22 protein-coding genes are annotated in these 24,786 nt (G+C 60.9%); 13 read left to right on the top strand and 9 right to left on the bottom strand.

What is annotated here, in order from left to right:
• Positions 1–16: 16 nt before the first annotated feature.
• Positions 17–301, bottom strand: a complete 285-nt coding sequence (locus EX00_RS11455; RefSeq protein WP_047457185.1) for a hypothetical protein — start codon at positions 299–301, stop codon at positions 17–19.
• 99 nt (positions 302–400) lie between these two features.
• Positions 401–1,405 carry a LacI family DNA-binding transcriptional regulator gene (locus tag EX00_RS11450; RefSeq protein ID WP_047457183.1) on the bottom strand — a complete coding sequence of 335 codons (1,005 nt, stop codon included), beginning with the start codon at positions 1,403–1,405 and terminating at the stop codon, positions 401–403.
• A gap of 206 nt (positions 1,406–1,611) precedes the next feature.
• Between EX00_RS11450 and EX00_RS11445 the strand changes: the two genes are divergently transcribed.
• From EX00_RS11445 to EX00_RS11435, 3 genes are read left to right on the top strand one after another with little or no spacing between them, the layout of a single operon-like run.
• Entirely contained in the window at positions 1,612–2,526 is a 915-nt protein-coding gene (locus EX00_RS11445) for a sugar phosphate isomerase/epimerase family protein (RefSeq protein ID WP_047457180.1), read from the top strand.
• A 48-nt stretch (positions 2,527–2,574) separates the two neighbouring features.
• The gene (locus tag EX00_RS11440; RefSeq protein ID WP_047457177.1) at positions 2,575–3,498 is read left to right on the top strand and encodes a TIM barrel protein; all 924 of its coding nucleotides are present in this window, start codon (positions 2,575–2,577) and stop codon (positions 3,496–3,498) included.
• Positions 3,499–3,514: 16 nt separating this feature from the next.
• Positions 3,515–4,678 carry a Gfo/Idh/MocA family protein gene (locus EX00_RS11435; protein WP_047457174.1) on the top strand — a complete coding sequence of 388 codons (1,164 nt, stop codon included), beginning with the start codon at positions 3,515–3,517 and terminating at the stop codon, positions 4,676–4,678.
• 83 nt (positions 4,679–4,761) lie between these two features.
• On the opposite strand, the gene lysS is transcribed toward EX00_RS11435, so the two are convergent.
• The gene (lysS, locus tag EX00_RS11430) at positions 4,762–6,258 is read right to left on the bottom strand and encodes a lysine--tRNA ligase (protein WP_047457171.1); all 1,497 of its coding nucleotides are present in this window, start codon (positions 6,256–6,258) and stop codon (positions 4,762–4,764) included.
• Between the two features lie 15 nt (positions 6,259–6,273).
• Positions 6,274–7,731 carry a glutamate--tRNA ligase gene (gene gltX, locus EX00_RS11425; protein WP_047457167.1) on the bottom strand — a complete coding sequence of 486 codons (1,458 nt, stop codon included), beginning with the start codon at positions 7,729–7,731 and terminating at the stop codon, positions 6,274–6,276.
• A gap of 350 nt (positions 7,732–8,081) precedes the next feature.
• Here gltX and EX00_RS11420 point away from each other — a divergent pair, with 350 nt between their 5' ends.
• Positions 8,082–8,492 (top strand): hypothetical protein, encoded by a 411-nt coding sequence (locus EX00_RS11420; protein WP_047457164.1) that lies wholly within the window; start codon positions 8,082–8,084, stop codon positions 8,490–8,492.
• 34 nt (positions 8,493–8,526) lie between these two features.
• Here the strand turns inward: EX00_RS11420 and EX00_RS11415 are convergent, their stop codons facing one another.
• From EX00_RS11415 to EX00_RS11405, 3 genes are all read right to left on the bottom strand, one after another.
• A complete protein-coding gene (locus EX00_RS11415) occupies positions 8,527–9,270 on the bottom strand; it encodes a TerC family protein (protein ID WP_404944010.1) in 744 nt (247 codons plus the stop codon).
• A gap of 133 nt (positions 9,271–9,403) precedes the next feature.
• A complete protein-coding gene (locus EX00_RS11410; protein ID WP_047457160.1) occupies positions 9,404–10,243 on the bottom strand; it encodes a GyrI-like domain-containing protein in 840 nt (279 codons plus the stop codon).
• Between the two features lie 104 nt (positions 10,244–10,347).
• On the bottom strand, positions 10,348–11,028 hold the full coding sequence (locus EX00_RS11405) for a TetR/AcrR family transcriptional regulator (RefSeq protein WP_047457157.1): 681 nt from the start codon (positions 11,026–11,028) through the stop codon (positions 10,348–10,350).
• A gap of 164 nt (positions 11,029–11,192) precedes the next feature.
• Between EX00_RS11405 and EX00_RS11400 the strand changes: the two genes are divergently transcribed.
• From EX00_RS11400 to xylA, 5 genes are all read left to right on the top strand, one after another.
• Positions 11,193–12,404, top strand: a complete 1,212-nt coding sequence (locus EX00_RS11400; protein ID WP_047457156.1) for an HlyD family secretion protein — start codon at positions 11,193–11,195, stop codon at positions 12,402–12,404.
• A 17-nt stretch (positions 12,405–12,421) separates the two neighbouring features.
• Positions 12,422–14,029 carry a DHA2 family efflux MFS transporter permease subunit gene (locus EX00_RS11395; protein WP_047457153.1) on the top strand — a complete coding sequence of 536 codons (1,608 nt, stop codon included), beginning with the start codon at positions 12,422–12,424 and terminating at the stop codon, positions 14,027–14,029.
• Positions 14,030–14,175: 146 nt separating this feature from the next.
• Entirely contained in the window at positions 14,176–15,201 is a 1,026-nt protein-coding gene (locus EX00_RS11390; RefSeq protein ID WP_047457151.1) for a LacI family DNA-binding transcriptional regulator, read from the top strand.
• 27 nt (positions 15,202–15,228) lie between these two features.
• The gene (xylB, locus tag EX00_RS11385) at positions 15,229–16,686 is read left to right on the top strand and encodes a xylulokinase (protein ID WP_047457149.1); all 1,458 of its coding nucleotides are present in this window, start codon (positions 15,229–15,231) and stop codon (positions 16,684–16,686) included.
• A gap of 242 nt (positions 16,687–16,928) precedes the next feature.
• On the top strand, positions 16,929–18,239 hold the full coding sequence (xylA, locus tag EX00_RS11380) for a xylose isomerase (RefSeq protein ID WP_047457148.1): 1,311 nt from the start codon (positions 16,929–16,931) through the stop codon (positions 18,237–18,239).
• A 43-nt stretch (positions 18,240–18,282) separates the two neighbouring features.
• Here xylA and EX00_RS11375 read toward each other — a convergent pair whose 3' ends face one another.
• Together EX00_RS11375 and EX00_RS11370 are read right to left on the bottom strand one after the other, a co-directional pair.
• On the bottom strand, positions 18,283–18,639 hold the full coding sequence (locus tag EX00_RS11375) for a VOC family protein (RefSeq protein WP_047457145.1): 357 nt from the start codon (positions 18,637–18,639) through the stop codon (positions 18,283–18,285).
• 12 nt (positions 18,640–18,651) lie between these two features.
• Positions 18,652–19,677: a LacI family DNA-binding transcriptional regulator gene (locus EX00_RS11370; protein ID WP_047457142.1), complete on the bottom strand. Its 1,026-nt coding sequence runs from the start codon at positions 19,675–19,677 to the stop codon at positions 18,652–18,654.
• A gap of 166 nt (positions 19,678–19,843) precedes the next feature.
• Between EX00_RS11370 and EX00_RS11365 the strand changes: the two genes are divergently transcribed.
• The 4 genes from EX00_RS11365 (at position 19,844) to EX00_RS11350 (ending at position 24,769) form a co-directional block, all read left to right on the top strand.
• Positions 19,844–21,367 (top strand): sugar ABC transporter ATP-binding protein, encoded by a 1,524-nt coding sequence (locus tag EX00_RS11365; RefSeq protein ID WP_047457140.1) that lies wholly within the window; start codon positions 19,844–19,846, stop codon positions 21,365–21,367.
• Between the two features lie 62 nt (positions 21,368–21,429).
• Complete coding sequence (locus EX00_RS11360) at positions 21,430–22,443, top strand: ABC transporter permease (protein ID WP_047457137.1); 1,014 nt, start codon at positions 21,430–21,432, stop codon at positions 22,441–22,443.
• A gap of 65 nt (positions 22,444–22,508) precedes the next feature.
• The gene (locus tag EX00_RS11355) at positions 22,509–23,456 is read left to right on the top strand and encodes a substrate-binding domain-containing protein (protein WP_047457134.1); all 948 of its coding nucleotides are present in this window, start codon (positions 22,509–22,511) and stop codon (positions 23,454–23,456) included.
• A 260-nt stretch (positions 23,457–23,716) separates the two neighbouring features.
• Positions 23,717–24,769, top strand: a complete 1,053-nt coding sequence (locus EX00_RS11350; protein WP_047457130.1) for a sugar phosphate isomerase/epimerase family protein — start codon at positions 23,717–23,719, stop codon at positions 24,767–24,769.
• Positions 24,770–24,786: the final 17 nt, after the last annotated feature.

Raw genomic sequence — 24,786 nt, 5'->3', positions numbered from 1 at the left:
TCGGAGATAGAAATCCTCAGTCCGCCAGATGCTTCTCGCCAATGGCCTGGTACAGCGCGAACAGCGCTTCGTGTACGTTACCGGCAAGGCGGTAGAATTCCGGATCGGCGAGGATGGCGGGGTGTTGCAGCAGGTGATCGTCGGTCATGTCGAGCATGAGCGATGCGGTGTGCATCGCCTCGTGGCAGCCGAAAGTCCCCGGCGCGAACTGAGACAGGTCGACATCGCCAATCTCGGCAAGATCGGCCAGCCGCTGCTGTTCGTTGTCGATGTCTGCGGTCAGGTTTTCTTTATCGGTCATGGATTTGCACCTTTGATTTGAGGGCGGCGAAGATTTCGCTGCGATTGGCGGGACTTATACGCCATCTGGAGGCAATGGCCACCTGTAACCGCCATTGGTTCAGAGGTTCTCCGAGGTCACGGTCAGAAAGCGCACGGGCTCCGAACTGACCTCGACATCGATCAGGCCCAATGTTTTCAATGTCAGGTCTATCGATCGGCGTGCCTGGATCTCCGGCGCCTGATCCAGCACGATCGACAGGATGCCCTGGCGCAGGTAGCCACGCGTCTGCTCGGTCAATTCATGACCAACCCAAAAGATCCCTCGCTGCCGGTTTTGCCGGAGAACGGAGGCGACGGCGACATTGTCGCCGCCGGCGCTGTAGACGCCGATGATGGTCGGGTCGCGGTCAAGCGCGGCGCGCAGCAATTCCATGGCATTGTGTTCGTCGTCGAGATCGAACATCACCTCGGTGAAGGCGTGGGTGTTCTGGCCCTGCTCGGCGAGATAGGCGGAAAACCCGCGGACGCGCTCCCTGTGGTTCTCATAGGCGCCGCTGTGGCAGAGTGCGACGAAGGCGCCTGCCTGCCCGCTCTGCATACGTGACATATAGTAGGCGGCGGTGCGGCCGGCGGCGTAGTTGTCAATGCCGACATAGGGTAGCTCCGGCGCCGGGCGGGTCATGATCTGGACAACGGGGACGCCGAGTTCGCGTGCCTGCCTGACGCTTGTGACCACATCCGGATGGTCCGGCGCGACGACGATCAGCGCCGATCTGCGCACTTTCGGATTGGCGATGTAGTGCGCGAAGTCCGCCGGGTCATTTTCCCGGGCAAAGGTGCGGTGAACGACGATACCATGGTCGAGCGAGGCGGCGATGCGTTCGAAGGCCTGGTTCATCCGTGAATAGAAGCTGGTTTCCGGCCGCACCAGGATCACCTCGATCCGGATCAGGCCGCGATGGGCGTTCGATAGCGCATGCCGGTAGTTCAGCCTTTTGGCGGCGAGAAACACCTTTTCCACGGTTTCCGGCCGGACGCCGCCACGGCCATTGACGACGCGCTCGACCGTGGCCGTGCCGACGCCAGCCTCTTCCGCCACATCCTTTAAAGTGACTTTCGTCATCCCGCTCCTCCGGCACCAGTAGTTCAGCCCTGCGTTCATGCTGCCCTACGCCAATGATCAAATTTGATCAAGGAAGGATTGGAGAGCCAGCACGGAGCGGGCCTATCCTCTGGGCAATTCGGGAGGAAAACCGAATCCCAAAACGATCCAGACGAAAGATCATCCGTTGGCCCGCTCGTGGTCACGCCGGATGACGGAGGAGCTCCATGAAGATCGCACTCGACCCGCATATGCACCGGCACCTGCCGCTTGATCAGCTTTGCCGCAAGGCAGCGGAGCTTGGCTTTGACCATATCGAACTGTCGCCGCGCGACGATTTCCTTCCCTGGTGGGTGCGGCCGCGTGCCCACAAGGAACGCATCGCCGAATTCAAGGCGGCGCTGAAGGACCACGGCGTCAAGCTCGCATCGCTCCTGCCGATGTATCGCTGGGCAAGCCCGCACGAAGATGAGCGGCAGGCGGCGGTTGGCTATTGGAAGGAAGCGATCCGGATCGCCGTCGAGATGGATTGCGACACGATGAACTCGGAATTCGGCCGAGGCCCTTCGCCCGACCGGAGCCATCGCTCGAACTGCTGCGGCGGCATGCATACCCATGAACACAGCGAGGCGGCCTGGTGGCGCTCGATCGAGGAACTCGTTCCGGTGTTCGAAAAGGAAGGCGTTACCCTCAACATGGAGCCGCATCCGGAAGACTGGTGCGAGACGCTGCATCCGGCCATCGACATGCTGAAGACGATCGGTTCGGACAATGTGAAGTTCCTCTACTGCGCGCCACACACCTTCTACTTCGGCGACGACATGGCGAGGATGATCCGGGATGCGGGTCCGCTGATCAACCATGTGCATGTGGCCGACACCTATAATCACAAAGCGTCCTCCGGCCTTCGCTACATCGTCAATCCGCCGGGCGCGAAGGTGACGATCCACCAGCACATGGACATGTATCAGGGCGAGATCGACTGGGACGTCTTCTTCTCGTCTCTGGCGGCGGTCGGCTTCGACGGTATCGTCACGGCCTGCGTCTTCGGCTGGGAAGAGCGGGCTGACGCTTCCGGAAAGTTCATGCGCTCGGAAATCCAGACATATGTCGACAAATACTGGCCGGCAAAGCGTGCCTGATCACCGGCCCGCCGTTCGACCTTTTCGATATCAGACAGGAATGACCCCGTGACCATCACGATTACGACCGCTCCATGCTGCTGGGGCGTGGACGACGTCAAAAATCCGAACCTGCCCGCCTGGGAGCGCGTCTTCGACGAAGCCGCCGCCGCCGGCTATGGCGGCCTTGAACTTGGGCCATACGGCTATGTGCCGCTCGATCATCAGCGGGTCGCCGAGGCACTCTCAGAGCGCAATCTCTTCATCGTCGCCGGCACGATCTTCGACGATCTCGTCTCTCCGGACAATCGCCAGAACCTGCTCCGCCAGACGGACGAGATCTGCGCCGTGATCACGAGGCTGCCGCAGCCGGGGCAGGCTGAGGGCCAGCGATTCAAGACGCCCTATCTCACCGTCATGGACTGGGGTCATGACGAGAGGGACTATGCCGCCGGTCATTCCAACCGCGCCCCACGGCTGTCCGATAAAGACTGGGCGGGCATGGTGGCCAACATCAAGGCCATCGCCGAGCTTGCCCGGGACAAATACGGCGTCCGCGCCGTCATCCATCCGCATGCTGGCGGCTATATCGAGTTCGCCGACGAGATCGAGCGGATTGCCGGGGATGTACTGGCGGAGACGGCCGGCTTCTGCCTCGATACAGGGCACACCTATTATGCCGGCATGGATCCCGTGGAGACGTTGCGCCGTTACGCAGACCGGCTCGACTATGTCCATTTCAAGGATATCGACCAGGCGGTGTTCGAGCGCGTGCTCGGCGAGAAGATCCGCTTCTTCGAGGCTTGCGCCCAGGGCGTCATGTGCCCGATCGGCCGGGGCATCATCGACTATCCCGAGGTGAAGCGGGCGCTCGCCGAGATCGGCTATCACGGTTTCATCACCGTCGAGCAGGAACGCGATCCGCTGAGCGTGGCGGGCAGCCTCGATGATGTGAAGGAAAGCCGTGATTATCTGCGGTCGGTCGGCTTCTAGGAACAGGGAATAGACAATGTCAGGAATGAAGAGAAAGCCGATCCGCTGGGGCATGGTCGGAGGTGGACGCGGTAGCCAGATCGGCTATATCCATCGCTCGGCCGCGCTCAGGGACAGCATATTCGAACTCGTGGCCGGTGCCTTCGATATCGATCCGGAGCGCGGCCGTGCCTTCGGTGTGGAGCTCGGGCTCGACGAGGCGCGCAGCTATGCGGATTATCTGGCCATGTTTGCCGCAGAGGCCAAGCGACCAGATGGTATCCAGGCCGTCTCGATCGCGACCCCGAACAATACCCATTTCGCCATCTGCAAGGCAGCACTCGAGCATAATCTGCATGTCATCTGCGAGAAGCCGCTTTGCTTCACGGTTACCGAGGCCGAAGAGCTGAAGGCACTTTCGCAGGCGCGGAACCGCATCGTCGGCGTTACCTATGGCTATGCCGGGCATCAGATGATCGAGCAGGCGCGGGCCATGGTGAGGAATGGCGATCTCGGCGAGATCCGTATCGTCAATCTGCAGTTCGCCCATGGTTTTCATAGCGCGGCGGTCGAGGAGCTGAACCCGTCCACACGCTGGCGCGTCGATCCCAAATTCGCCGGCCCGAGCTATGTACTGGGCGACGTCGGGACGCATCCGCTCTATATCTCGGAGGTCATCCTGCCGCATCTGAAGATCAGGCGCTTGATGTGCACACGCCAGAGCTTCGTCAAGAGCCGGGCGCCGCTCGAGGACAATGCCGTGACCCTGATGGAGTACGACAATGGCGCGCTCGCGACCGTCTGGTCGAGCGCCGTCAATGCCGGCTCCATGCATGGGCAGAAGGTCCGCATCGTCGGATCGAAGGCGAGCGTCGAATGGTGGGACGAGCGCCCCAACCAGCTCTCCTACGAGATCCAGGGTGAACCGGTCCGCATCCTCGAGCGCGGCATGGACTATCTCTATCCGGAGGCCCGGATCGACGACCGTATCGGCGGCGGTCATCCGGAGGGTCTGTTCGAAGCCTGGGCCAATCTTTACCGCCGCTTCGGCTTTGCCATTGACGGACAGCGCGGCCTCGCGCCGGCTGGAATGGAAGAGCTTGGCTTTCCCGATGTCCATGCCGGCCTGGAGGGTGTGCGATGGGTGGAAAACTGCGTGCGGTCCGCTGATGCGGGCGGTGTCTGGGTGGAATACAAGTAACGCTGACGGATGAACGACAAAGGCCGCCATGGGGTTACCCTGGCGGCCTTTGTTTTTTGTTATGCTGTCTTGGCGAGGCTGGCTCAGTCTGCCTTGGCGCGCCGTGCCGGGAAGAGGATGATGTCGCGGATCGACGGAGAGTTGGTCAGCAGCATGATCAGGCGATCGACGCCGATGCCGAGGCCGCCGGCGGGCGGCATGCCCTGGTCAATGGCGTCGAGGAATTCCTCGTCCAGTTCCTTCTGCTTCTCGCCGCGCGCATGCGCCTGCTCGAGCTGCTCGACCATGCGGGCGCGCTGCTCTTCCGGATCGTTGAGTTCCGAGAAGGCGTTACCGAGTTCCCAGGCATTGCAATAGGTCTCGAAGCGTTCGACGAGGCGCGGTTCGCCCGGCACTTCCTTGGCGAAGGGCGAGATGTCCTTCGGGAAATGCGTAACGTGCGACGGCTGGATCAGCGTGCCCTCGACCTTTTCTTCGAAGATGAAGGCGAGGCATTCGCCCCAGGTGGCGTCCTTCTCGACGGCGAAGCCGGCGGCCTTGGAGGCGGCGCGAGCTTCCTCGTCGGTCTTGATCGCCAGGAAGTCGATGCCGGTCGCTTCCTTGACGGCGTCAGGCATGGGCACGCGGCGGAACGGACCCTTGAAGGAGATCTGCTTGTCGCCGAAGGCAAATTCCGTGCTGCCGTGGATCGACATGGCCAGCGTCGAGAACAAACGCTCGACGAGGTCCATGATGTCCTCGTAGTCGGCATAGGCCCAGTAGCACTCCATCATGGTGAATTCTGGATTGTGCCGGGTGGAGACGCCTTCGTTGCGGAAGTTGCGGTTGATTTCGAACACCTTGTCGGTGAGGCCCGAAACCAGCGTGCGCTTCAGGAACAGTTCCGGCGCGATGCGCAGATACATGTCGAGCTTCAGCGTGTTGTGATGCGTCTTGAACGGCTCGGCGGTGGCGCCGCCATAGACCGAATGCAGCATCGGCGTCTCGACTTCCATGAAGCCGTCATCTTCCATGAAGCGGCGGATGCCGGAGACGATGCGGCTGCGCTGCTGGAAGCGGAGCTTGGATTCCTCGTTGGTCATGATATCGAGATGGCGCTTGCGATAGCGCAGCTCGATGTCGGAGAGGCCATGCCACTTCTCGGGCATCGGCAGCAGCGATTTGGTCAGCATGGTGATCTGCTGTGCGTTGATCGTCAGCTCGCCGCGCTTGGTGCGGCGGACGACGCCGGTGACGCCGATGATGTCGCCGATATCGATCATCGGCAGTAGGCCGCGGGCGTCTTCGCCGGTGACGTCCTTGTGGCTGAAGATCTGGATCTTGCCGGAGGCATCATGGATATCCATGAACATGCCGGAATTGCGCGAGGAGTAGACACGGCCGGCGACGGTAACGACATCGGCGGTTTCGGTGTCCGGCTCCAGGCCCTCATATTTCGCGATCAATTCGGCATTGGTCAGTGTCCGGTGAAAATGCGCCGGATAGACGTCGCCGATCTTTTCGCGCAGCAGCTTCAGCTTCTGGGCGCGAACTTCCGTTGCGTCGGAGGAGAGGGCTGATGTTTCGGTCTTGTCGTTCATGGTTCTACGTCCGGTTCAGTTCTTCGGGCCGACGAGGGTCGCAACGGTCTGGGCGGCAAGTTTCAGCCGCTGGCGCACGACGGAGCGGCCGAGGATCGCCATGCTATCGAAAAGCGGCAGTGAGCGCGAGGAGCCCGATACGGCGACGAAGAGCGGCGCGACGATGACCTTCAGCTTCTTGCCCATGCGGTCGGCGATGGCGCGCAGTTCGGCTTCGATCGTCTCGACGTTCCATTCGAGGATCTTTTCGAGGTCCGGCTGCACGGTGTTCAGGATGTCCAGCAGCTCTTCCGGTGTCGACTTGATCCTGGCGAAAGCAGAGGGGTCGAGGTTGAGGTCGGATTTGAACAGGAAGCCGGTGAGGTCGGGCAGCTCGCCAAGCTTGGAGATGCGCGACTGCGACAGCTTCAGACCTTCCTGCAGGCGGCTGTTTTCCATTGCCCAGGTCAGCACACGCTGCTGGAATTCCTCTTCCGACAGTTTTTCGCGGATCCAGCGGCCGTTCAGCCAGTCGAGCTTCTGGATATCGAAGATCGCGCCGGCCTTGGAGAGGTTTTCCGGATCGAACTTTTCGGTCAGCTCGTCCATGGTCAGCAGCTCGTCGCCTTCGGCGATCTGGACGAAGAACAGGCCGAGGAAGTTCATCAGCGCTTCGGGGATATAGCCGAGGGCCGTGTAATAGGAGATCGACGTCGGATTCTTGCGCTTCGACAGCTTCGACTTGTCGGCATTGCGCATCAGCGACAGATGCATGAAGACCGGTGGTTCGAGGCCGAGATAGCGATAGATCAGGATGTGCTTCGGCACCGAGGCCAGCCATTCTTCGCCGCGCGCCACATGGGTGATCTTCATCAGATGGTCGTCGACGACGTTGGCCATATGATAGGTCGGCATGCCGTCGGCCTTGAGCAGGACCTGCATATCGACGGCATCCCACGGAATTTCGACATCGCCATAGACGCCGTCATGGAACTTGCAGGAGCCTTCGGTCGGGATCTTCATGCGCACGACATGCGGCTCGCCGGCGGCAACGCGCGACGAGACTTCCTCGGCCGAAAGGTTCAAACAGAGCCCGTCGTACTTCGGCGGCAGGCCGGCGGCACGCTGGGCGGCGCGCATCTGCTCCAGGCGTTCCGGCGTGCAGAAGCAGCGGAAGCCATGGCCGGCATCGACGATCTTCTCGACGTAGGGCTTGTAGAGGTCCTTGCGGTCGCTCTGGCGATAGGGGCCGTAGGGACCGCCGATATCGGGACCTTCCGACCATTCGAGGCCGCACCATTTCAGCGCGTCGAGCACCTTGGTCTCGAATTCCGGCGTCGAGCGTGTCGCGTCGGTGTCTTCGATGCGCAGGATAAACTCGCCGCCATGCTTCTTGGCGAAGAGATAATTGAACAGCGCGATATAGGCGGTGCCGACATGGGGCTCGCCGGTCGGGGAGGGTGCGATGCGGACGCGAACGCCTGAAGTGGTCATTTTGTTTGCCCGTCAGAAAAAGCCAGGCCGCCGCGTGGGATAAGCGCTGCCCGGCTGGAAATGTTTATCTGGATCAGGAAACCGGCCGGAAAAGGGCGTCCTGCCGCTTCAATTCCGCGTTTTCCGTTTGGCTGGCCTTAGCGCATATTCATTGGATGACGTCAAGGGAAAGTGCGTCGTGACATGGCGTGGACGCAAGCACGATGCCGCCCCGGGGCTTCGTCCATCACGATGCCTCCGCCTATTTCCACCAGGAAAAGTCGGAAGAGAAAGGTGTGCGTGTCATTTTTCATTTGCAATTTTTGCGATAGTGGCAGAATTGATCTTCAATTCACCAGTGGGAGAAAGCGATGAAGAAATTCATTTTGAGCTTTTTATTCGTGGGTACCATGCTCAGTCCCGCCGTCGCCCAATCGACGATCACACGCGATGGTTCGGCCCGTCTTCTCGACAGCTATCGGGCCTATATCGGTCACGACGATCTCTATAATTCCAAGGGAGAGCGCCTGGCGCTGCCGTGGCAGATCATCCGGCAGGATCGTGCGAACTATCATGCCTACCGCCGCCGTGATCGGGGCGACCGGGGCGACAGCTTCTTCTCGGACCCCGCCAACCGCCAGCGTCTGGAAGCGATGCTCGCAAGCGGCACCATCACCGACGATGCCGCAAACGATATCGTTCGCGGCAACATATGGATCAGAGTCGACATTTACGGCCGGGGTGACATCGGCGAATGGGTCGACGTCCACGTCCAGGAGTGAGCGCCGCACCCATATTCGGGTGCGGACCTTTCCCTCAATGGCCGCCAGCCGTCTTTTTCCGCCTGTTGCGCACCACCATGTTCAGCACTTCGACGGCGGCCGAGAAGGCCATGGCGGTGTAGACGTAGCCCTTGGGAACGTGGAAGCCCATGCCTTCTGCGATCAGCGTCGTGCCGATCATCAGCAGGAAGGCCAGCGCCAGCATGACGATGGTCGGGTTCCTCTCGATGAAATTGGCAAGCGGGTTCGCGGCCACCAGCATGACGGTCACGGCGGCGATGACGGCGACGAACATGATCGGCAGATGCGGCGTCATGCCGACAGCGGTGATGATGCTGTCGACGGAGAAGACGAGGTCGAGCAGCAGGATCTGGCCGATGGCGGCGGCAAAGCCCGTTGTGGTCGATTTGGCGATGAAGTCCTCGCCGTGTTCGGCAGGGTCGACATTGTGATGGATTTCCTTGGTGGCCTTCCAGACCAGGAACAGGCCGCCACCGATCAGGATCATGTCTTTCCACGAATAGCCGTGACCGAAGAGTTCAAAGACCGGCGTCGTCAGCTGAACGATCCAGGCGACGGTGCCGAGTAGGGCGAGGCGCATGATGAGCGCAAGGCCGATGCCGATCTTGCGGGCCTTCTCGCGGTGCTCGGGCGGCAGTTTGTTGGTTAGGATCGAGATGAAGATGAGGTTGTCGATACCAAGGACCACCTCCATGACGACGAGCGTGATCAGCGCAACCCATGCGCTCGGATCCTGAATCAAGCCAACAATGTCCATCAATGGTTCCCTTTGGTCAGCGTTCGCCGAACGCTGACCCCCAGCTCCGGCTCCTCAACAATGGTCGGTAATGTAAGGAGCGAATTCATAGGTGCAAGCGGCGGCGCCATTTTTGGAGACGCCGCCATTGCTTCTATGCCTTCAGGGGAATCCAGATCTCCGTTACGCCCATACCGGTTTGAGGATCGAAACGGTCGTCGTAGCGCTCCATCATGTCGGGCATGCCGCCGTGCTGGTGGCTGGATTGCGGCAGCCAGTCGCCGAAGATCTGCTGAACCGTGGCGGAAATGCCGGAGATGTGGCCGCGATGGGTGAAGACCGCGTAGCGCTGCTGCGGCAACTTAAGGGTCGTGAAGCCCTCGGGCAGCTCGTCAGCCGTGCTGATCTCGGCGGCGGACATATAGCGGAAGGTTTCAGTTTCGCCTTCGGCCTGGGTGCAGACGCCATAGGCGACATTGCCGATCTGGTTGGGGATATGGCCGAAATGCTGGTTGAACTTCTGCCAGAGCGAGGGGATTCCCTGCGTGGCCTCGTGGGCATAGGTTTCCGCGAGGCCGGCAAGCAGCATTGCGGGGCGGGTCTCGAAACGCGGCGCGTCGAGCTTGGGAAGGCGGGTATCGTCCATTCTGATCGGCTCCAGTAAGACAAGGTTTCGGACGTGCCCCTGTTTGCGCAAGCTGTCCGGCGTCATGCCGAATTGCTCGCGGAAGGCACGGGTGAAAGCCTCATGCGAGCCGTAGCCCGCATCGAGGGCAACCTGGAGAATGGTCGATGAGCTTTCGATCAGCGCAAGCGCGGCCCCGCTAAGGCGCCGGCCCCTGATATAGCCGCTGATCGAATGGCCGGTGGCGAGCCCGAAGACGCGCGACAGATGGTAACGCGACAGACCGGCCGTATCGGCAATCTCGTCGAGTGAGATATCCGATGCAAAATGGCTTTCGATGAACCATATCGCTCTTCCGACCGCGCTCATGTTTATCTCCCTGGTTGCCGGCCCATTGTTAGGCGCTGACCGGCAGTGGGGTTTGATCGCGATTGCGGGATTGGAGCCGATATCCGCTGGCTATCGGAGGGCGGTCAGGTCTGATCTTTCTGATGGATACCATAGCCAGCCAGGAAGACGCGAATAGCACCGCGCACAACATAGTCAATTTCCTCTTTCGAGGGAGGGGCGTCCATTTCGCCAAGTAGTCTTATCTTGAAATAGCTGCCGCTGGCCATTTCGAGGAAATGACGCGCAGCCAAGTCGAAATCTTCGATGTGGAGCCGGCCCGCCGCAACCTGACGTTCAAGGAAGTCGCGCAATATGGTACGCAAATTTTCCGGACCGGTGAAAAATTGCCGACAGAGGGAGGGCATGCGTTCGCGCACGCCGATGAGGGTGCGCATGGCGCTAATGGTCTTTTCGGAGGTGACGTGGGTCACGAAGACCATGCCGAATTCATAGAGGCTGGCTGCCATGTCGGCGTCGTCGGCAAGTGTCGTACGGAGGATCTGAACGAAATGCGCCCGTTCGCTGTCCATCATGGCGGAGAACAGGTCTTCCTTATTGGCAAAGTAGACGTAAAGCGTGCCCTTGGAGACGCCCGCTTCGCGCGTGACGTCGTTCATGCTCGCGGCATCGAACCCCATCTTCATGAAGACACGCTTGGCGCCTTCCAGAATCTGCTGGCGCTTGACCGGATCCTCACCAGCGGCCCATCGTCCACCGGATGCGGGTGCGTTCAAGACGGCGACATTTTGCGGTTCGTGCTTCATGGTCTCCTTCACTCGATCATTTTTTGAGAACCTTAATCAGATTCGTCAAATAAATCGAACTGAGCGGTTCGATACCACTTGATATGGAGTGGAAAACGATCTATGTCAACTGAACCGAACCGTTCAGTTCGATTATTTTACCCAGATTCTCCGGTGGTAGGGCAATGTCGTCAAGTCATGGTAACAATGTAGCGCGCATCGTTGACGATGCTGCTGATACCGAAATGGAAGCCGGCGTAACCGCTGAAGCTCCCGCCGCGGAAACGCGCGGCAAACCAGCCCCCGCCCAGGCTGCGCCTGCATCTCCGGCCGAGGCGGCCCCACCGCCCGCCGAGAAGAAGCGGCGCAGCCTGGTTATGCCGATCGTTGTCGTTCTGGCGCTCGTTGGCGGCGGCTGGTACGGTTATGACTGGTGGACGACTGGCCGCTTCATGGTCTCCACCGACGACGCCTACATCGAAGGCGACATCGCGACCATCCAGCCGAAGGTTACCGGCTATGTCGCCAAGGTGAATGTCGTCGCCAACCAATTGGTCAAGACAGGCGACGTGCTCGCCACCCTCGATGACGGCGACTACAAGCTGGCGCTGGAACAGGCGCAGTCCTCGCTCGTCACCGAGCAGCTGTCGCTGCACACGATCGACGCGCAGATTGCCGCCGGTCAGGCAACCCTTGCCCAGTCGCAGGCCCAGAAGGTCGCTCTGCAGGCAACGGTACGCGGTGCGCAGATCACCCAGACCCGCGCTGCCGAACTTCAGGCGAAGTCGGTCGGCACCACGGCCTCGCTCGACAGCGCCAATATCGCGCTTGACCAGGCCAAGGCCAATCTCGTCGGCGGCGACGCCGCCATCGCATCGGCCCAGGCCAATATCAACCTGCTGCAGGCGCAGCGCACGCAGGCGGAAAGCACGATCAAGGGCCTTGAAGCCGCTCGCGACAAGGCTGCCCGTGATCTCTCCTTCACCGTGCTGAAGGCACCTTATGACGGCGTCGTCGGCAACCGGTCCGTCCAGGAAGGCGATCTCGTCTCTCCCGGCCAGAAGTTGATGGCGATCGTTCCGACCCGCCAGCTCTACATCGACGCCAACTTCAAGGAAACGCAGATCCAGCATCTGGTTCCCGGCTCGAAGGTCAACGTTCATGTCGACGCCTATAGCAATCATCCGATCGTCGGTACCGTCGAGTCGATTTCGCCGGCTTCTGGCTCCGTCTTCTCGCTACTGCCGCCGGAAAACGCGACGGGCAATTTCACCAAGATCATCCAGCGCGTGCCGGTTCGCATCGCTCTGCCGCAGGATGCGCTCGATAGCGGTCGCCTGCGCGCCGGCCTGAGTGTCGTCGTAGACGTCGACACCCGCACGGCGCCGGACAAGTAAGCTCGGGAGAGACAATCATGTCGTCGGCCAGCACTACCGCAGGCGCCCCTCCGCGGGCGCCGGCGCCCGCCATTTCTCCGGCGGACGACCGCATAGACCCGAAAAAGCTCATCGCCTTCCTCGCGATGGTGCTCGGCATGTTCATGTCGATCCTCGACATTCAGATCGTCTCGGCCTCGCTCAGCGAAATCCAGGCCGGCCTCAGCGCCGGCTCGGATGAAATCGGCTGGGTACAGACCGCCTATCTGATTGCCGAAGTCATCATGATCCCATTGTCGGGGACGCTGGCGCGCATCATCTCGACGCGTTACCTCTTTGCGATTTCCGCCGCCGGTTTCACCGCGGCGAGCGCGTTGGCGGCCACCGCCACCAATATCGACCAGATGATCATCTACCGCGCGATCCAGGGCTTCATCGGCGGCGGTATGATCCCATCGGTCTTCGCGGCAGCCTTCACCATCTTCCCGCCGTCGAAGCGCAATATCGTCTCGCCGATCATCGGCCTGATCGCCACGCTGGCGCCGACCATCGGCCCGACCGTCGGCGGCTATCTGTCCAATGCCTTTTCCTGGCACTGGCTGTTCCTGGTCAATATCCCGCCAGGCATCGTCGTTGCCATCGTCACCTGGAACTACATCGATTTCGACAAGCCCGAGCTGTCGTTGATGAAGAAGTTCGACTGGTGGGGTCTGTTCTCCATGGGCGTCTTCCTCGGCGCGCTGGAATATGTGCTGGAAGAGGGCAACACCAACGACTGGTTCAACGACAGCTACATCACCATTGCCGCCATCGCCTCCGGCATCGGCGCCATCGTCTTCTTCTACCGTGCTTTCTCGGTGGACTTCCCAGTGGTGGACCTCAAGGCTTTCGCCAACAAGAACTTCTCCTTCGGTTCGGTGTTCTCTTTCGTGATGGGCATCGGTCTTTACGGCCTGACCTATATCTACCCGCTCTATCTCGCCCGTATTCGCGGCTACGACTCGCTGCAGATCGGCGAGACGATGTTCGTGTCGGGCCTGACGATGTTCTTCACGGCACCGCTTGCCGGCTTCCTGTCGGGCAAGCTTGATCTGCGCATCTTGATGATCATCGGCTTCACCAGTTTCTCCGCCGGCACCTACATCATGATGCATCTGACGACGGACTGGGATTTCTACGAACTGCTGATCCCGCAGATCCTGCGTGGCTTCGGGCTGATGCTCTGCATGGTGCCGATCAACAACATCGCGCTCGGAACCATGCCGCCCGCCCGCATGCGCGGCGCATCCGGCCTGTTCAACCTGACGCGTAACCTCGGCGGCGCGGTCGGTCTTGCCATCATCAACACCTTGCTGACGAACCGGCAGGATCTGCACTACTTCAACCTGCGCGACAATATCAACTGGGGTAACCAGATTGCTGTCGACCAGTTGAACAACATGGCCACCAGCTTCACGGCCTCGGGTCTGGATGGTTCTCAGGCTGCGCTAAGGCAAATGGTCAACATGACGACGCAGCAGGCGATGATCATGTCTTTCAGCGATATCTTCCTGATGCTGACGGTCCTGTTTCTGGCGATGATCCTCGGCGTGATGATGCTGAGCAAACCGAAGACGGCGGGTGGCGGTGGCGGCGGAGGCCATTGATCTCGTCCTATCTTCTTGCAATGAATGGGCTCCTCACATCGAGGAGCCTTTTTCGTTGTGGCAGCCGGCAGGAAAATATCGAGGCGAAAAAATTTCTGATTTACGTACATCAGAAATGGCGATAAGGATCTCGTCAGGAGGCGCTGATGAGACCCACCGTATACGATATCGCTGCAGCCGCGGGCGTTAGTCTTGCGACCGTGGACCGGGTGTTGAACCAGCGTCCGGGCGTGCGCATCGTCACGCGCGAGAAGGTGGAAGCGGCCATCCGCGACATCGGCTATGTGCGCGACGTGGCGGCGGCCAATCTTGCCAAGGGTCGCGTCTATCCGCTGGTCTTCATCCTGCCGACCGGCGACAATTCCTTCATGCACGGGCTTTATGCCGAGGTGCGCCAGGCGATGACACGCTCGTCCCTCGAGCGCACCGAAATCCGCATCGTCGAGGTGCCTGCCTTCGATCCGCCAGCGCTGGTGGCCGCACTCGATACTTTGCGAGGACAGGATATCGCCGGCGTGGCGCTGGTGGCGACCGATGCTCCGGAGGTGCGCGCCGCCGTCGACCGGCTGGTGGATGCGCGCACTCCCGTCGTCACTCTCGTTTCTGATCTCACCGGTTCCGCGCGGCATCACTATGCCGGCGTTGACAATATTGCCGCGGGACGGACGGCGGCGCGGCTGCTTGGCCGGTTTCTTGGTGGCCGCAAGGGCGATATCACGATTCTTGCCGGCTCCATGCTAGTTCGCGACCATCGCGAGCGCCTTGAAGGATTTGCCGCCGTCATGGCGGCAGAGTTTCCGCAATTGCGGCTGCTGCCGGTGCTCGAGGGCCGCGACGATCCGGAAATTACCAGCAGGCTCATCTCCAAGGCGCTTACCGGCAGCAATGACATTATCGGCGTCTATAGTCTCGGCGCCGGTAATCGAGGCCTGATCAGAGCACTGAAGGCGGCCGGGCAGGGGCGCGGCCTGACGGTGGTGGCGCATGAACTCACCGAACATACGCGCGCTGCGCTGCAGGACGGCACGATCGATGCCGTGCTCAACCAGGATGCCGGCCATGAGGTGCGCAGCGCCATCCGCGTCCTGAAGGCAACGGCGGACGGCCAGGGTTTCATCGCCGGCCAGGAACGCATTCGTCTCGACATTTTCGTGAAAGACAATCTGCCGTGAACGGCGGACTCTAGGGAGTATTATCTAATGTATTTGGGTCTCGATCTCGGAACGTCCGGCGTCAAGGCGATGCTGATCGACGGTGACCAGAAGATTATCGGCTCGGCCAATGGCGGGCTCGACGTGTCGCGTCCGCATCCCGGCTGGTCGGAACAGGAGCCGTCGCACTGGATCCGCGCCACGGAAGAGGCGATCGCCGGTCTGAGGGCGGCGCATCCGAAGGAGCTGGCGGCCGTGCGCGGTATCGGGCTTTCCGGTCAGATGCATGGCGCGACGCTGCTCGACGCCGACGACAAGGTGCTGCGCCCCTGCATCCTCTGGAACGATACGCGCAGCTATCATGAAGCCGCAGCGCTTGACGCCGATCCGCGGTTCCGGGCGTTGACCGGCAATATCGTCTTCCCCGGCTTCACTGCGCCGAAGCTTGCCTGGGTCGCCAAGCATGAGCCTGATGTCTTCGCCAAAGTGCGTTGGGTGCTGCTGCCGAAGGATTATCTGCGCCTTTGGCTGACGGGCGAACATATCTCGGAAATGTCGGATTCCGCCGGCACCTCCTGGCTCGATACCGGCAAGCGCAAATGGTCGTCCGAGCTGCTGGCCGCGACCGATCTCGATGAAAAGCAAATGCCGACCCTGGTCGAGGGCACGGACGCCGCCGGCAAGCTGCGTGGCGAACTGGCCTCGAAGTGGGGGATTGCCGGCGACGTCGTCGTGGCTGGCGGGGCAGGGGACAACGCCGCTTCCGCCTGCGGCATGGGCACGGTCAGTCATGGCGCCGCCTTCGTCTCGCTCGGGACCTCGGGTGTGCTTTTTGCCGCCAATGGCTCCTACCTGCCGAAGCCGGAAAGTGCCGTGCATGCCTTCTGCCACGCGCTGCCGAACACCTGGCACCAGATGGGCGTCATCCTATCGGCGACCGACGCGCTGAACTGGCATTCGACCGTCACCGGCAAATCCGCCGCAGACCTCACCGGCGAACTCGGAGACACGCTGAAGGCGCCGTCGAGCGTCACCTTCCTTCCCTATCTTTCCGGCGAACGCACGCCGCACAATGATGCCACCATTCGCGGCGCCTTCATCGGCCTTGGCCATGAGAGTGGCCGCGCCGTGCTGACGCAGGCGGTGCTTGAAGGCGTCAGCTTCGCCATCCGGGACAATCTCGAAGCATTGCGCTCGGCCGGCACCGACATTGCCCGCGTCACCGCCATCGGCGGCGGTTCGCGGTCTCGCTACTGGTTGGCCTCGATCGCAACGGCACTCGGCGTTCCCGTCGACCTGCCGGCCGACGGCGATTTCGGCGCGGCCTTCGGCGCTGCCCGTCTCGGCCTGATCGCCGCAACCGGTGCCGATCCGGTCGCCGTGTGCTCGGCTCCGGAAACGGCCGGCACGATCGAGCCGGTTACGGCACTGACGGGTGCCTATGAGGATGCTTACAAGCGTTACCGCGCGCTCTACCCGGCGATCAAGCCGCTAAGCGCGCATTGAAATACCGTGGCCTAAAGCCCCTCATCCGCCCTCCTGAGCTTGTCGAAGGGGCGGGCACCTTCTCCCCGTTTTGACGGGGAGAAGGGGATAGACGCACCATCATCGTCCCTCTCATCACTGGTTTAGGCGAGGGTACAGAGGTCGTCCCCTCTCCCCGCTTGCAGGGGGAGGGCTAGGGTGAGGGGCAAGGCTACACGGCACGAACAACAATATCGAATACTAAAACCCTGAGGAGACAGGACATGAATACCGGATTTTTCGGCGATATCGCCAAGGTTAAATACGAAGGCCCCGACAGCACCAATCCGCTGGCCTTCCGCCATTACAACAAGGACGAAGTGGTCCTCGGCAAGCGCATGGAAGACCATCTGCGGTTTGCCGTTGCCTACTGGCACACCTTCACCTGGCCGGGCGGCGACCCCTTTGGCGGCCAGACCTTCCTGCGTCCCTGGTTTGAAGATACGATGGCAGCCGCCAAGCTGAAGGCCGACGTCGCCTTCGAATTCTTCACCCTGCTCGGTTCGCCCTACTACTGCTTCCACGACGCCGATGTGCGTCCGGAAGGCAAGAATTTCGCCGAGAACACCAAGAACCTCAACGAGATCGTCGACTATTTCGCGCAGAAGCAGGCCGACACCGGCGTCAAGCTTTTGTGGGGCACCGCGAACCTGTTCTCCAACCGCCGCTTCATGTCAGGTGCCGCGACCAATCCGGATCCGGATGTCTTCGCTTTCTCGGCAGCGACCGTGAAGACCTGCATGGACGCGACGCATAAGCTCGGCGGCGAAAACTATGTGCTCTGGGGTGGCCGCGAAGGCTATGAAACCCTGCTCAACACCGACCTGAAGCGCGAACTGGACCAGATGGGCCGCTTCCTCAACCTGGTGGTCGAGTACAAGCACAAGATCGGCTTCAAGGGCGCGATCCTGATCGAGCCGAAGCCGCAGGAGCCGACCAAGCATCAGTATGACTACGATGTCGCGACCGTCTATGGCTTCCTGAAGAAGAACGGCCTCGAAAACGAAGTGAAGCTGAACATCGAGCAAGGCCACGCGATCCTCGCCGGCCATTCCTTCGAGCACGAACTGGCGCTTGCCAACGCGCTCGGTATCTTCGGCTCGATCGACATGAACCGCAACGACTACCAGTCTGGCTGGGATACCGACCAGTTCCCGAACAATGTTCCGGAAATGTCGCTTGCCTATTACCAGGTTCTGGCGGGCGGCGGCTTCACGAGCGGCGGCACCAACTTCGATTCCAAGCTGCGCCGTCAGTCGCTCGATCCGGCAGACCTGCTGATCGGCCATATCGGTGGCATGGATTGCTGCGCCCGTGGTCTGAAGGCAGCCGCTAAGATGATCGAGGACAAGGCCCTGTCGCAGCCGCTCGCCGATCGTTACGCCGGTTGGGATTCGGCTGAAAGCCAGAAGCTGCTCCGCGGCGAATACTCGCTCGACCAGATCGCAGAATGGGTCGAGGCCAAGAACATCAACCCGCAGCCGAAGTCCGGCAAGCAGGAACTGCTGGAAAATATCGTCAACCGTTACGTTTGATGGATCGATGATATCCGGGAGGCGGTGCTCATCGCCTCCCGAGCTACCGCCTGAATGCGCGGCTGGAAATCGCTATGGGGTTTCCGGAGGGGTCCTTGGCATTGGCGAACACATAGCCGTCTGCCTGATGCAAGCGTCCGAATTCAAGTCCTTCGGCAGCGCATTTGGCGCGGAATGCTTCGACATCTTCCACGTCGAAGCCCAGTTTCACCAGCACCTGGCCCATCTTCTGGGCCTTTCCCGCCGGATGGATCATCAAATTGGCGCCGCCATCCTGCGACAGCAACTCGACAATCCGATCGCCTTCGAGCCTGAGTGGCTTGAAGCCAAAATGCTTCTCGTAAAAGCCGATCGTCGCTTCCACATCGCGGACGTAAAGGGTGATCCTACCGAGTGGCATCGCTATGGATCCCTATCGCCGCATACGCGAGGGTGCCGAGACAGAGTTGCGGACTACCAGGTCGGGCAGCAGCAGGATTTCCGCCTCGGGGGGCTGGCCGTCCGAGAGGAGCTCGAGCAGGAGCGCCATCGCATGCTTGCCGATGGCGGTGCGCGGTTGCCGGATCGTCGTCAGCGACGGCGACATGAACACGGCCTGCGGCACGTCGTCGAAGCCGGTTACCGAGAAATCCTCGGGGATATCATAGCCGCGTGCCTTCAGCCCGATCATCACCCCGATTGCGGTCTGATCGTTGACGCACATGAAGGCTGTCGGCAGCGTGTCGCGCATGAAAAGCTGCTCGACGGCCAGCCGCCCGCTTTCGATGGTGCCGTCGCCTTCGAAGACGATGCGGAGCTCGGCCGCGATCTCGGCGGCGTCCATCCCCGCCTCATAGCCCATGCGCCGCCGGCTATAGGCAAGGCGGGTGCGGGAGTCGCCGATGAAGGCAATCTTGCGGTGGCCCTCGGCGATCAGGAGGTCGACGGCCTTGCGGGCGCCGGCGATATCGTCGACCCCGACATAGGGAATGCCGCCGTTGAAGACCGGCTCGAAGACGCCGACGCTCGGCGGTAGACGTGCCGTCATCGTCTGGTGTCCGAAGGGCAGAATGCCGGTGAACAGGATCAATCCGGCCGCCTGGTTGGAATTCAGGAATTTCAGATATTCCAGCCCGCGCTGGGCATCGTTCTGCGTGTGGCCGATCAAAATGCCGTAGCCGTGCGACCGCGCCTCGTTTTCCAGTCCAATGAGAATATTGGAGAAATTGGGATCGCCGATATCAGGGGCAACGACCAGAATCATGTTCGACCGACCGAGCCGCAGGCTGCGCGCCATGGCGTTGGTCGTATAGCCGGTGATCGCAATCGCTTGATTGACCTTCAGCCGCGTCGAATTTGCGACCTTCTCCGGCATATGGATGGCCCGGGAGACTGTGGCGATCGAAACATTGGCAATTCGGGCGACGTCTTCGATGGTTGCGGGCGTGGAATTCGACACTGCGCTCTGCCTTGGGTCTCGTCTCGGACCGGACACTACACAGACTTCGGTGGAGGTCAAAGGCGACCTTGAAGATTTGTGCAATAACCAACGATGTAAACCTTTACACTCCATATGTAAAGGTTTACATAGCATGGAAAGTGGGTGGAGCCACAGGGAGGAAGTGATGGGTTCGGAGGCCGTCGACGGCGCTGTGGTGCTGTCCGCGAGGAGGATTTGCAAGTCCTTCAGTGGCGTGCAGGTTCTGTTCAGCGTCAATTTCGATCTACGGGCCGGCGAGATCCATGCACTCATGGGTGAGAACGGCGCCGGCAAGTCGACGCTCGTCAAGGTTCTCTCCGGTTTCGAGCAGCCAAGCTCCGGCGAGATCCTGCTCGACGGCAAGCCGGTGAAGCTGCCGCCGAATGGCGCCGCCGAAGCCCTCGGCATTGTCATCATCCATCAGGAATTCAATCTCGCTGAACATCTGACGGTTACCGAGAGCCTGTTTCTCGGCCGCGAGGTTACGCGTTACGGCGTGCTCGATCGTAAGCATATGCGGGCGGAAACGCGGCGTGTCCTCGATCTTCTCGGTTCGCATGTCGATGAGAATGCGCTGATCGGCACGCTCTCCATTGCCGACAAGCAGATGGTAGAAATCGCCAAGGCGATCAGCCGCGACGCGCGGATCGTCTTCATGGACGAACCGACCGCCGTGCTGTCGCGGGAGGAAACCAACTTCCTGTTCAAGCAGGTGCGAAAGCTGCGCGACCAGGGAACGAGCTTCGTCTTCGTCTCCCACAAGCTCGATGAGGTCATGGAGTTGACGGACCGGGTCACGGTCCTGCGCGACGGCCAGTGGGTGAAGACATCGCCGACATCGCTGCTCGATGGTGAATCGATTGCCCAGCTGATGGTCGGGCGCGAGCTTTCCAGCCTCTATCCCGCCAAACATGAGCCTGATGTCGACGAAGAGATCGTGCTCAGCGTCAACTCGGTTTCGACGGGCTATGTCCACGATGCGAGCTTTGAGGTGCGCAAGGGCGAGATTCTCGGCTTTTCCGGCATGATTGGGTCCGGGCGCACGGAGTTGATGGAGGCGGTGGTCGGGCTACGCTCGCGCGCTGCCGGCGAGGTCATCGTCAACGGGCAATCCGTGCCGGCGCATGACGTTCACGCCGCGATCGGCTCGGGCCTTGCCTATATGACCAAGGACCGTAAATCCAAGGGCCTACTTCTCAATTCGGGCATGACGGCGAACCTCACCCTGCAATCGCTCGATCGGCACGGCAAGTTTGGCTATCTCAGTGCCGCAAGCGAGGCCGATGCGCTCACGCGGGCGCGCCGTCGTTTTGATATCCGCGTGCGCGACGGCAATATCGTCGCCGGCCGCATGTCCGGCGGCAACCAGCAGAAATTGCTTCTGGCCAAGGTCATGGAGACCGAGCCGCAGATCATCATCATCGACGAGCCGACCCGCGGCATCGACGTCGGCACCAAGCAGCAGATCTATCATTTCATTTCGGCGCTGGCGCGCGACGGCCACTCGATCATTGTGGTCTCGTCGGAGATGCCCGAGGTCATCGGGCTGTGCACGCGCGTTGCCGTGATGCGCGAGGGCCGGATCGTCGGCGTGCTCGAAGGCGAGGAGATCTCCGAGCAGGAAATCATGCGCTACGCGGCGGGTTTGAAGAAAAAGGCGGCTGCCTAATCAGGCGGCAAAAAACACGGGCGAATTCCCAGGTATAATGGGACGGGAGGTTGGTTTTGGATATGAGCGTGGGCGAGGATAGTAGCGAGAAAACCGGTCGGCGGGGCCGTTCCTGGCGGGATGTCGATCTCAGGGCCGTGGCACCGTTTGCGGCGCTGATACTGCTTCTGATCGTGGGCGCATTGGTCAATCCGAACTTCATCGGCATGACCAATCTCACCAATGTCGCGACGAGATGCGCCTTTATCGCGATCATCGCCGTGGGAGCGACCTTCGTCATCTCGGCGGGCGATCTCGATTTGTCGGTCGGCGCAATGGTCGCCTTCGTTGCCAGCCTGATGATCCTCCTGATGAATTCGGGCGTCATCGCGGATCCGACCCTGATGCTGGCCGCCGCCGTGTTGTTCGCGATCGTCGCCGGTGTCCTGTGCGGCCTGGCCAATGGTCTGATCACGACCATGGGCAAGATCGAACCTTTCATCGCGACGCTCGGCACCATGGGCGTCTACCGTGGCTTGACGACATGGTTGTCGCAGGGCGGCGCGATCACCCTGCGCTCGGCCGAGGTGCAGGCGCTTTATAAGCCCGCCTATTACGGCTCAGTGCTCGGTGTACCAGTTCCGATCGTGGTCATCCTTGCCGTCACCTGTGTTGCGGCCTTCATTCTTTATCGCACCCGCTACGGGCGGCACGTCATCGCCGTCGGCTCTAGCCGTGACGTCGCGCGTTATTCCGGCGTGGCGGTCAATCGCGTGCGGACCATCGCCTTCATTATCCAGGGGTTTTGCGTCGCCATCGCGGTGCTTCTTTATGTGCCACGGCTTGGCTCCACATCGGCAACGACGGGTATTCTCTGGGAGTTGCAGGCGATCACCGCCGTCGTTGTCGGTGGAACGGCGCTGAAAGGTGGTGCGGGCAGGGTATGGGGCACGATCTGCGGTGCCTTCATCCTCGAGCTCGTCGGCAACATCATGCTGCTTTCCAATTTCATCAGCGAGTATCTGCTGAGCGCTATCCAGGGCGCGATCATCATCATCGCCATGCTGGTTCAGCGTTCGCTTGCGCGCAAATCGTGAATAACCGGGTCAGGGGGCGCCCGGTTCTTATGACAAGGCCCTGTCTCTATCTGGGAGGATGAAACATGCGTAAAAGACTATTTGGTTTGGCGATCGTGATGGCGGCTCTGGCCGGCACAGTGCACGCCGAAGACAAGAAAGTGACCATCGGCGTTTCCATTCCGGCGGCGGATCATGGCTGGACCTCGGGCGTCGTCTTCCATGCCGAACGCGTCGCCAAGCTCTTGATGGCGGAACATCCGGGGCTCACCGTCATCGTCAAGACTTCGCCGGATCCGGCAAGCCAGGCCAATGCGGTTCAGGACCTCGAGACCCAGGGTATCGATGCCCTCGTGATCCTGCCCTCCGATCCGGATCCGCTGGTCAACGCCATCAAGGAAGTCAAGGACAAGGGCAAGTTCGTCACGCTCGTCGACCGTGCGCCGAGCAACAACGACAATTCCGTCCGCGATCTCTATGTCGCCGGCAACAATCCAGCGTTGGGCCAGACGGCGGGCGAATACATCAAGAAGAATACGCCGGATGCGCAGGTCGTCGTCATCCGTGGCCTGCCGATCCCGATCGATCAGCAGCGCCAGGACGGTTTCGACAAGGGTATCGCCGGCTCCAATGTCAAGATTCTCGACCGCCAGTATGGCAACTGGAACCGCGACGACGCCTTCAAGGTCATGCAGGACTATCTGACAAAGTTCCCGAAGATCGACGTCGTCTGGTGCCAGGATGACGACATGGCCGTCGGCGTGCTGCAGGCGATCGATCAGGCCAAGCGTACCGACATCCAGTATGTCATCGCCGGCGCCGGCTCCAAGGATATGATCAAGAAGGTCATGGATGGCGACAAGCTGATCCCGGTCGACGTGCTCTATCCGCCGGCAATGGTCGGGACGGCCATGGAGCTGACCGCCGCCAACTTCTACAATCAGATTCCGGTTCGTGGCAGTTACATCCTGGATGCGACCCTCGTCACCAAGGACAATGCCAAGGATTTCTATTTCCCCGATTCGCCGTTCTGATTGGCTGCTTTAAACACATGCGCCCGCCGGTTTCGGCGGGCGTTTTTTATGCGCCCCGCCCAAGAGTTTAGCACGGCGCGACGATTTTTGCGGCACGTACCTCTTGCCGTCCGCGACGGGCCATGATTAGGTCGCGATGCATTCGACTTTCGGCCGGACGGCCCTATTGTTTTTCGAGGAAATTGCGCCTTGTTCATCTGGAACTGGGCGTTAAGATGGATCGGAAACGTTTACAGAACGCGATCAGGGAGGAATTACGCATGAAGACGATTAAGGGCCCCGGCCTGTTTCTCGGACAATTCGCAGGCGACGAAGCGCCGTTCAACTCGTGGGATTCGATCACGAAATGGGCGGCTGACGCCGGCTATGTCGGCGTGCAGGTGCCGACCTGGGCGGGCCAGCTCATCGACCTGAAGAAGGCTGCCTCTTCCAAGGATTATTGCGACGAATTCGCCGGCGTCGCCCGCGCCAACGGCGTCGAAGTCACCGAGCTTTCGACCCATCTGCAGGGCCAGCTCGTTGCCGTCCATCCGGCCTATGATGAGGCCTTCGACGGTTTCGCGGCGCCGGAAGTGCGCGGCAATCCGAAGGCGCGGCAGGAATGGGCCGTCGAGCAGGTGAAGATGGCGCTGACGGCGTCGAAGCACCTCGGCATCAAGGCGCATGCGACCTTCTCCGGCGCGCTCGCCTGGCCCTTCATCTACCCGTGGCCGCAGCGCCCGGCCGGTCTGGTCGAAACTGCCTTTGACGAACTTGCCCGCCGCTGGACGCCGATCCTCGATCATGCCGACGAAAATGGCGTCGATGTCTGCTACGAGATCCATCCGGGCGAAGACCTGCATGACGGAATCACCTTCGAGATGTTCCTCGAGCGCGTGAAGAACCATCCGCGCGCCAATATGCTCTATGACCCCTCGCACTACGTCCTGCAGTGCCTCGACTATCTCGACAACATCGACATCTACAAGGACCGGATCAAGATGTTCCACGTCAAGGACGCGGAGTTCAATCCGACCGGCAGGCAAGGTGTTTATGGCGGCTATCAGGGCTGGGTTGAGCGCGCCGGCCGCTTCCGTTCTCTGGGCGACGGCCAGGTCGATTTCGGCGCGGTGTTCTCGAAGATGACAGCCAACAATTTCGATGGCTGGGCCGTGGTCGAATGGGAATGCGCGCTGAAGCATCCGGAGGACGGCGCGCGCGAGGGTGCTGAATTCGTCAAGTCGCACATCATCCGCGTGACGGAGAAGGCCTTCGACGACTTCGCCGGCAGCGGCACGGATCAGGCGGCCAACCGGCGTATGCTGGGTATCTAATCAAGCCCCTTCGCCCC

Origin of the sequence: Martinezella rhizogenes (assembly GCF_000799715.1) — a bacterium.
In the GTDB taxonomy this organism is placed as follows: Bacteria; Pseudomonadota; Alphaproteobacteria; order Rhizobiales; family Rhizobiaceae; genus Rhizobium; species Rhizobium rhizogenes_C.
Note: the sequence above shows the minus strand (reverse complement) of the source record. Positions and strands in the feature narration are given on the sequence as shown.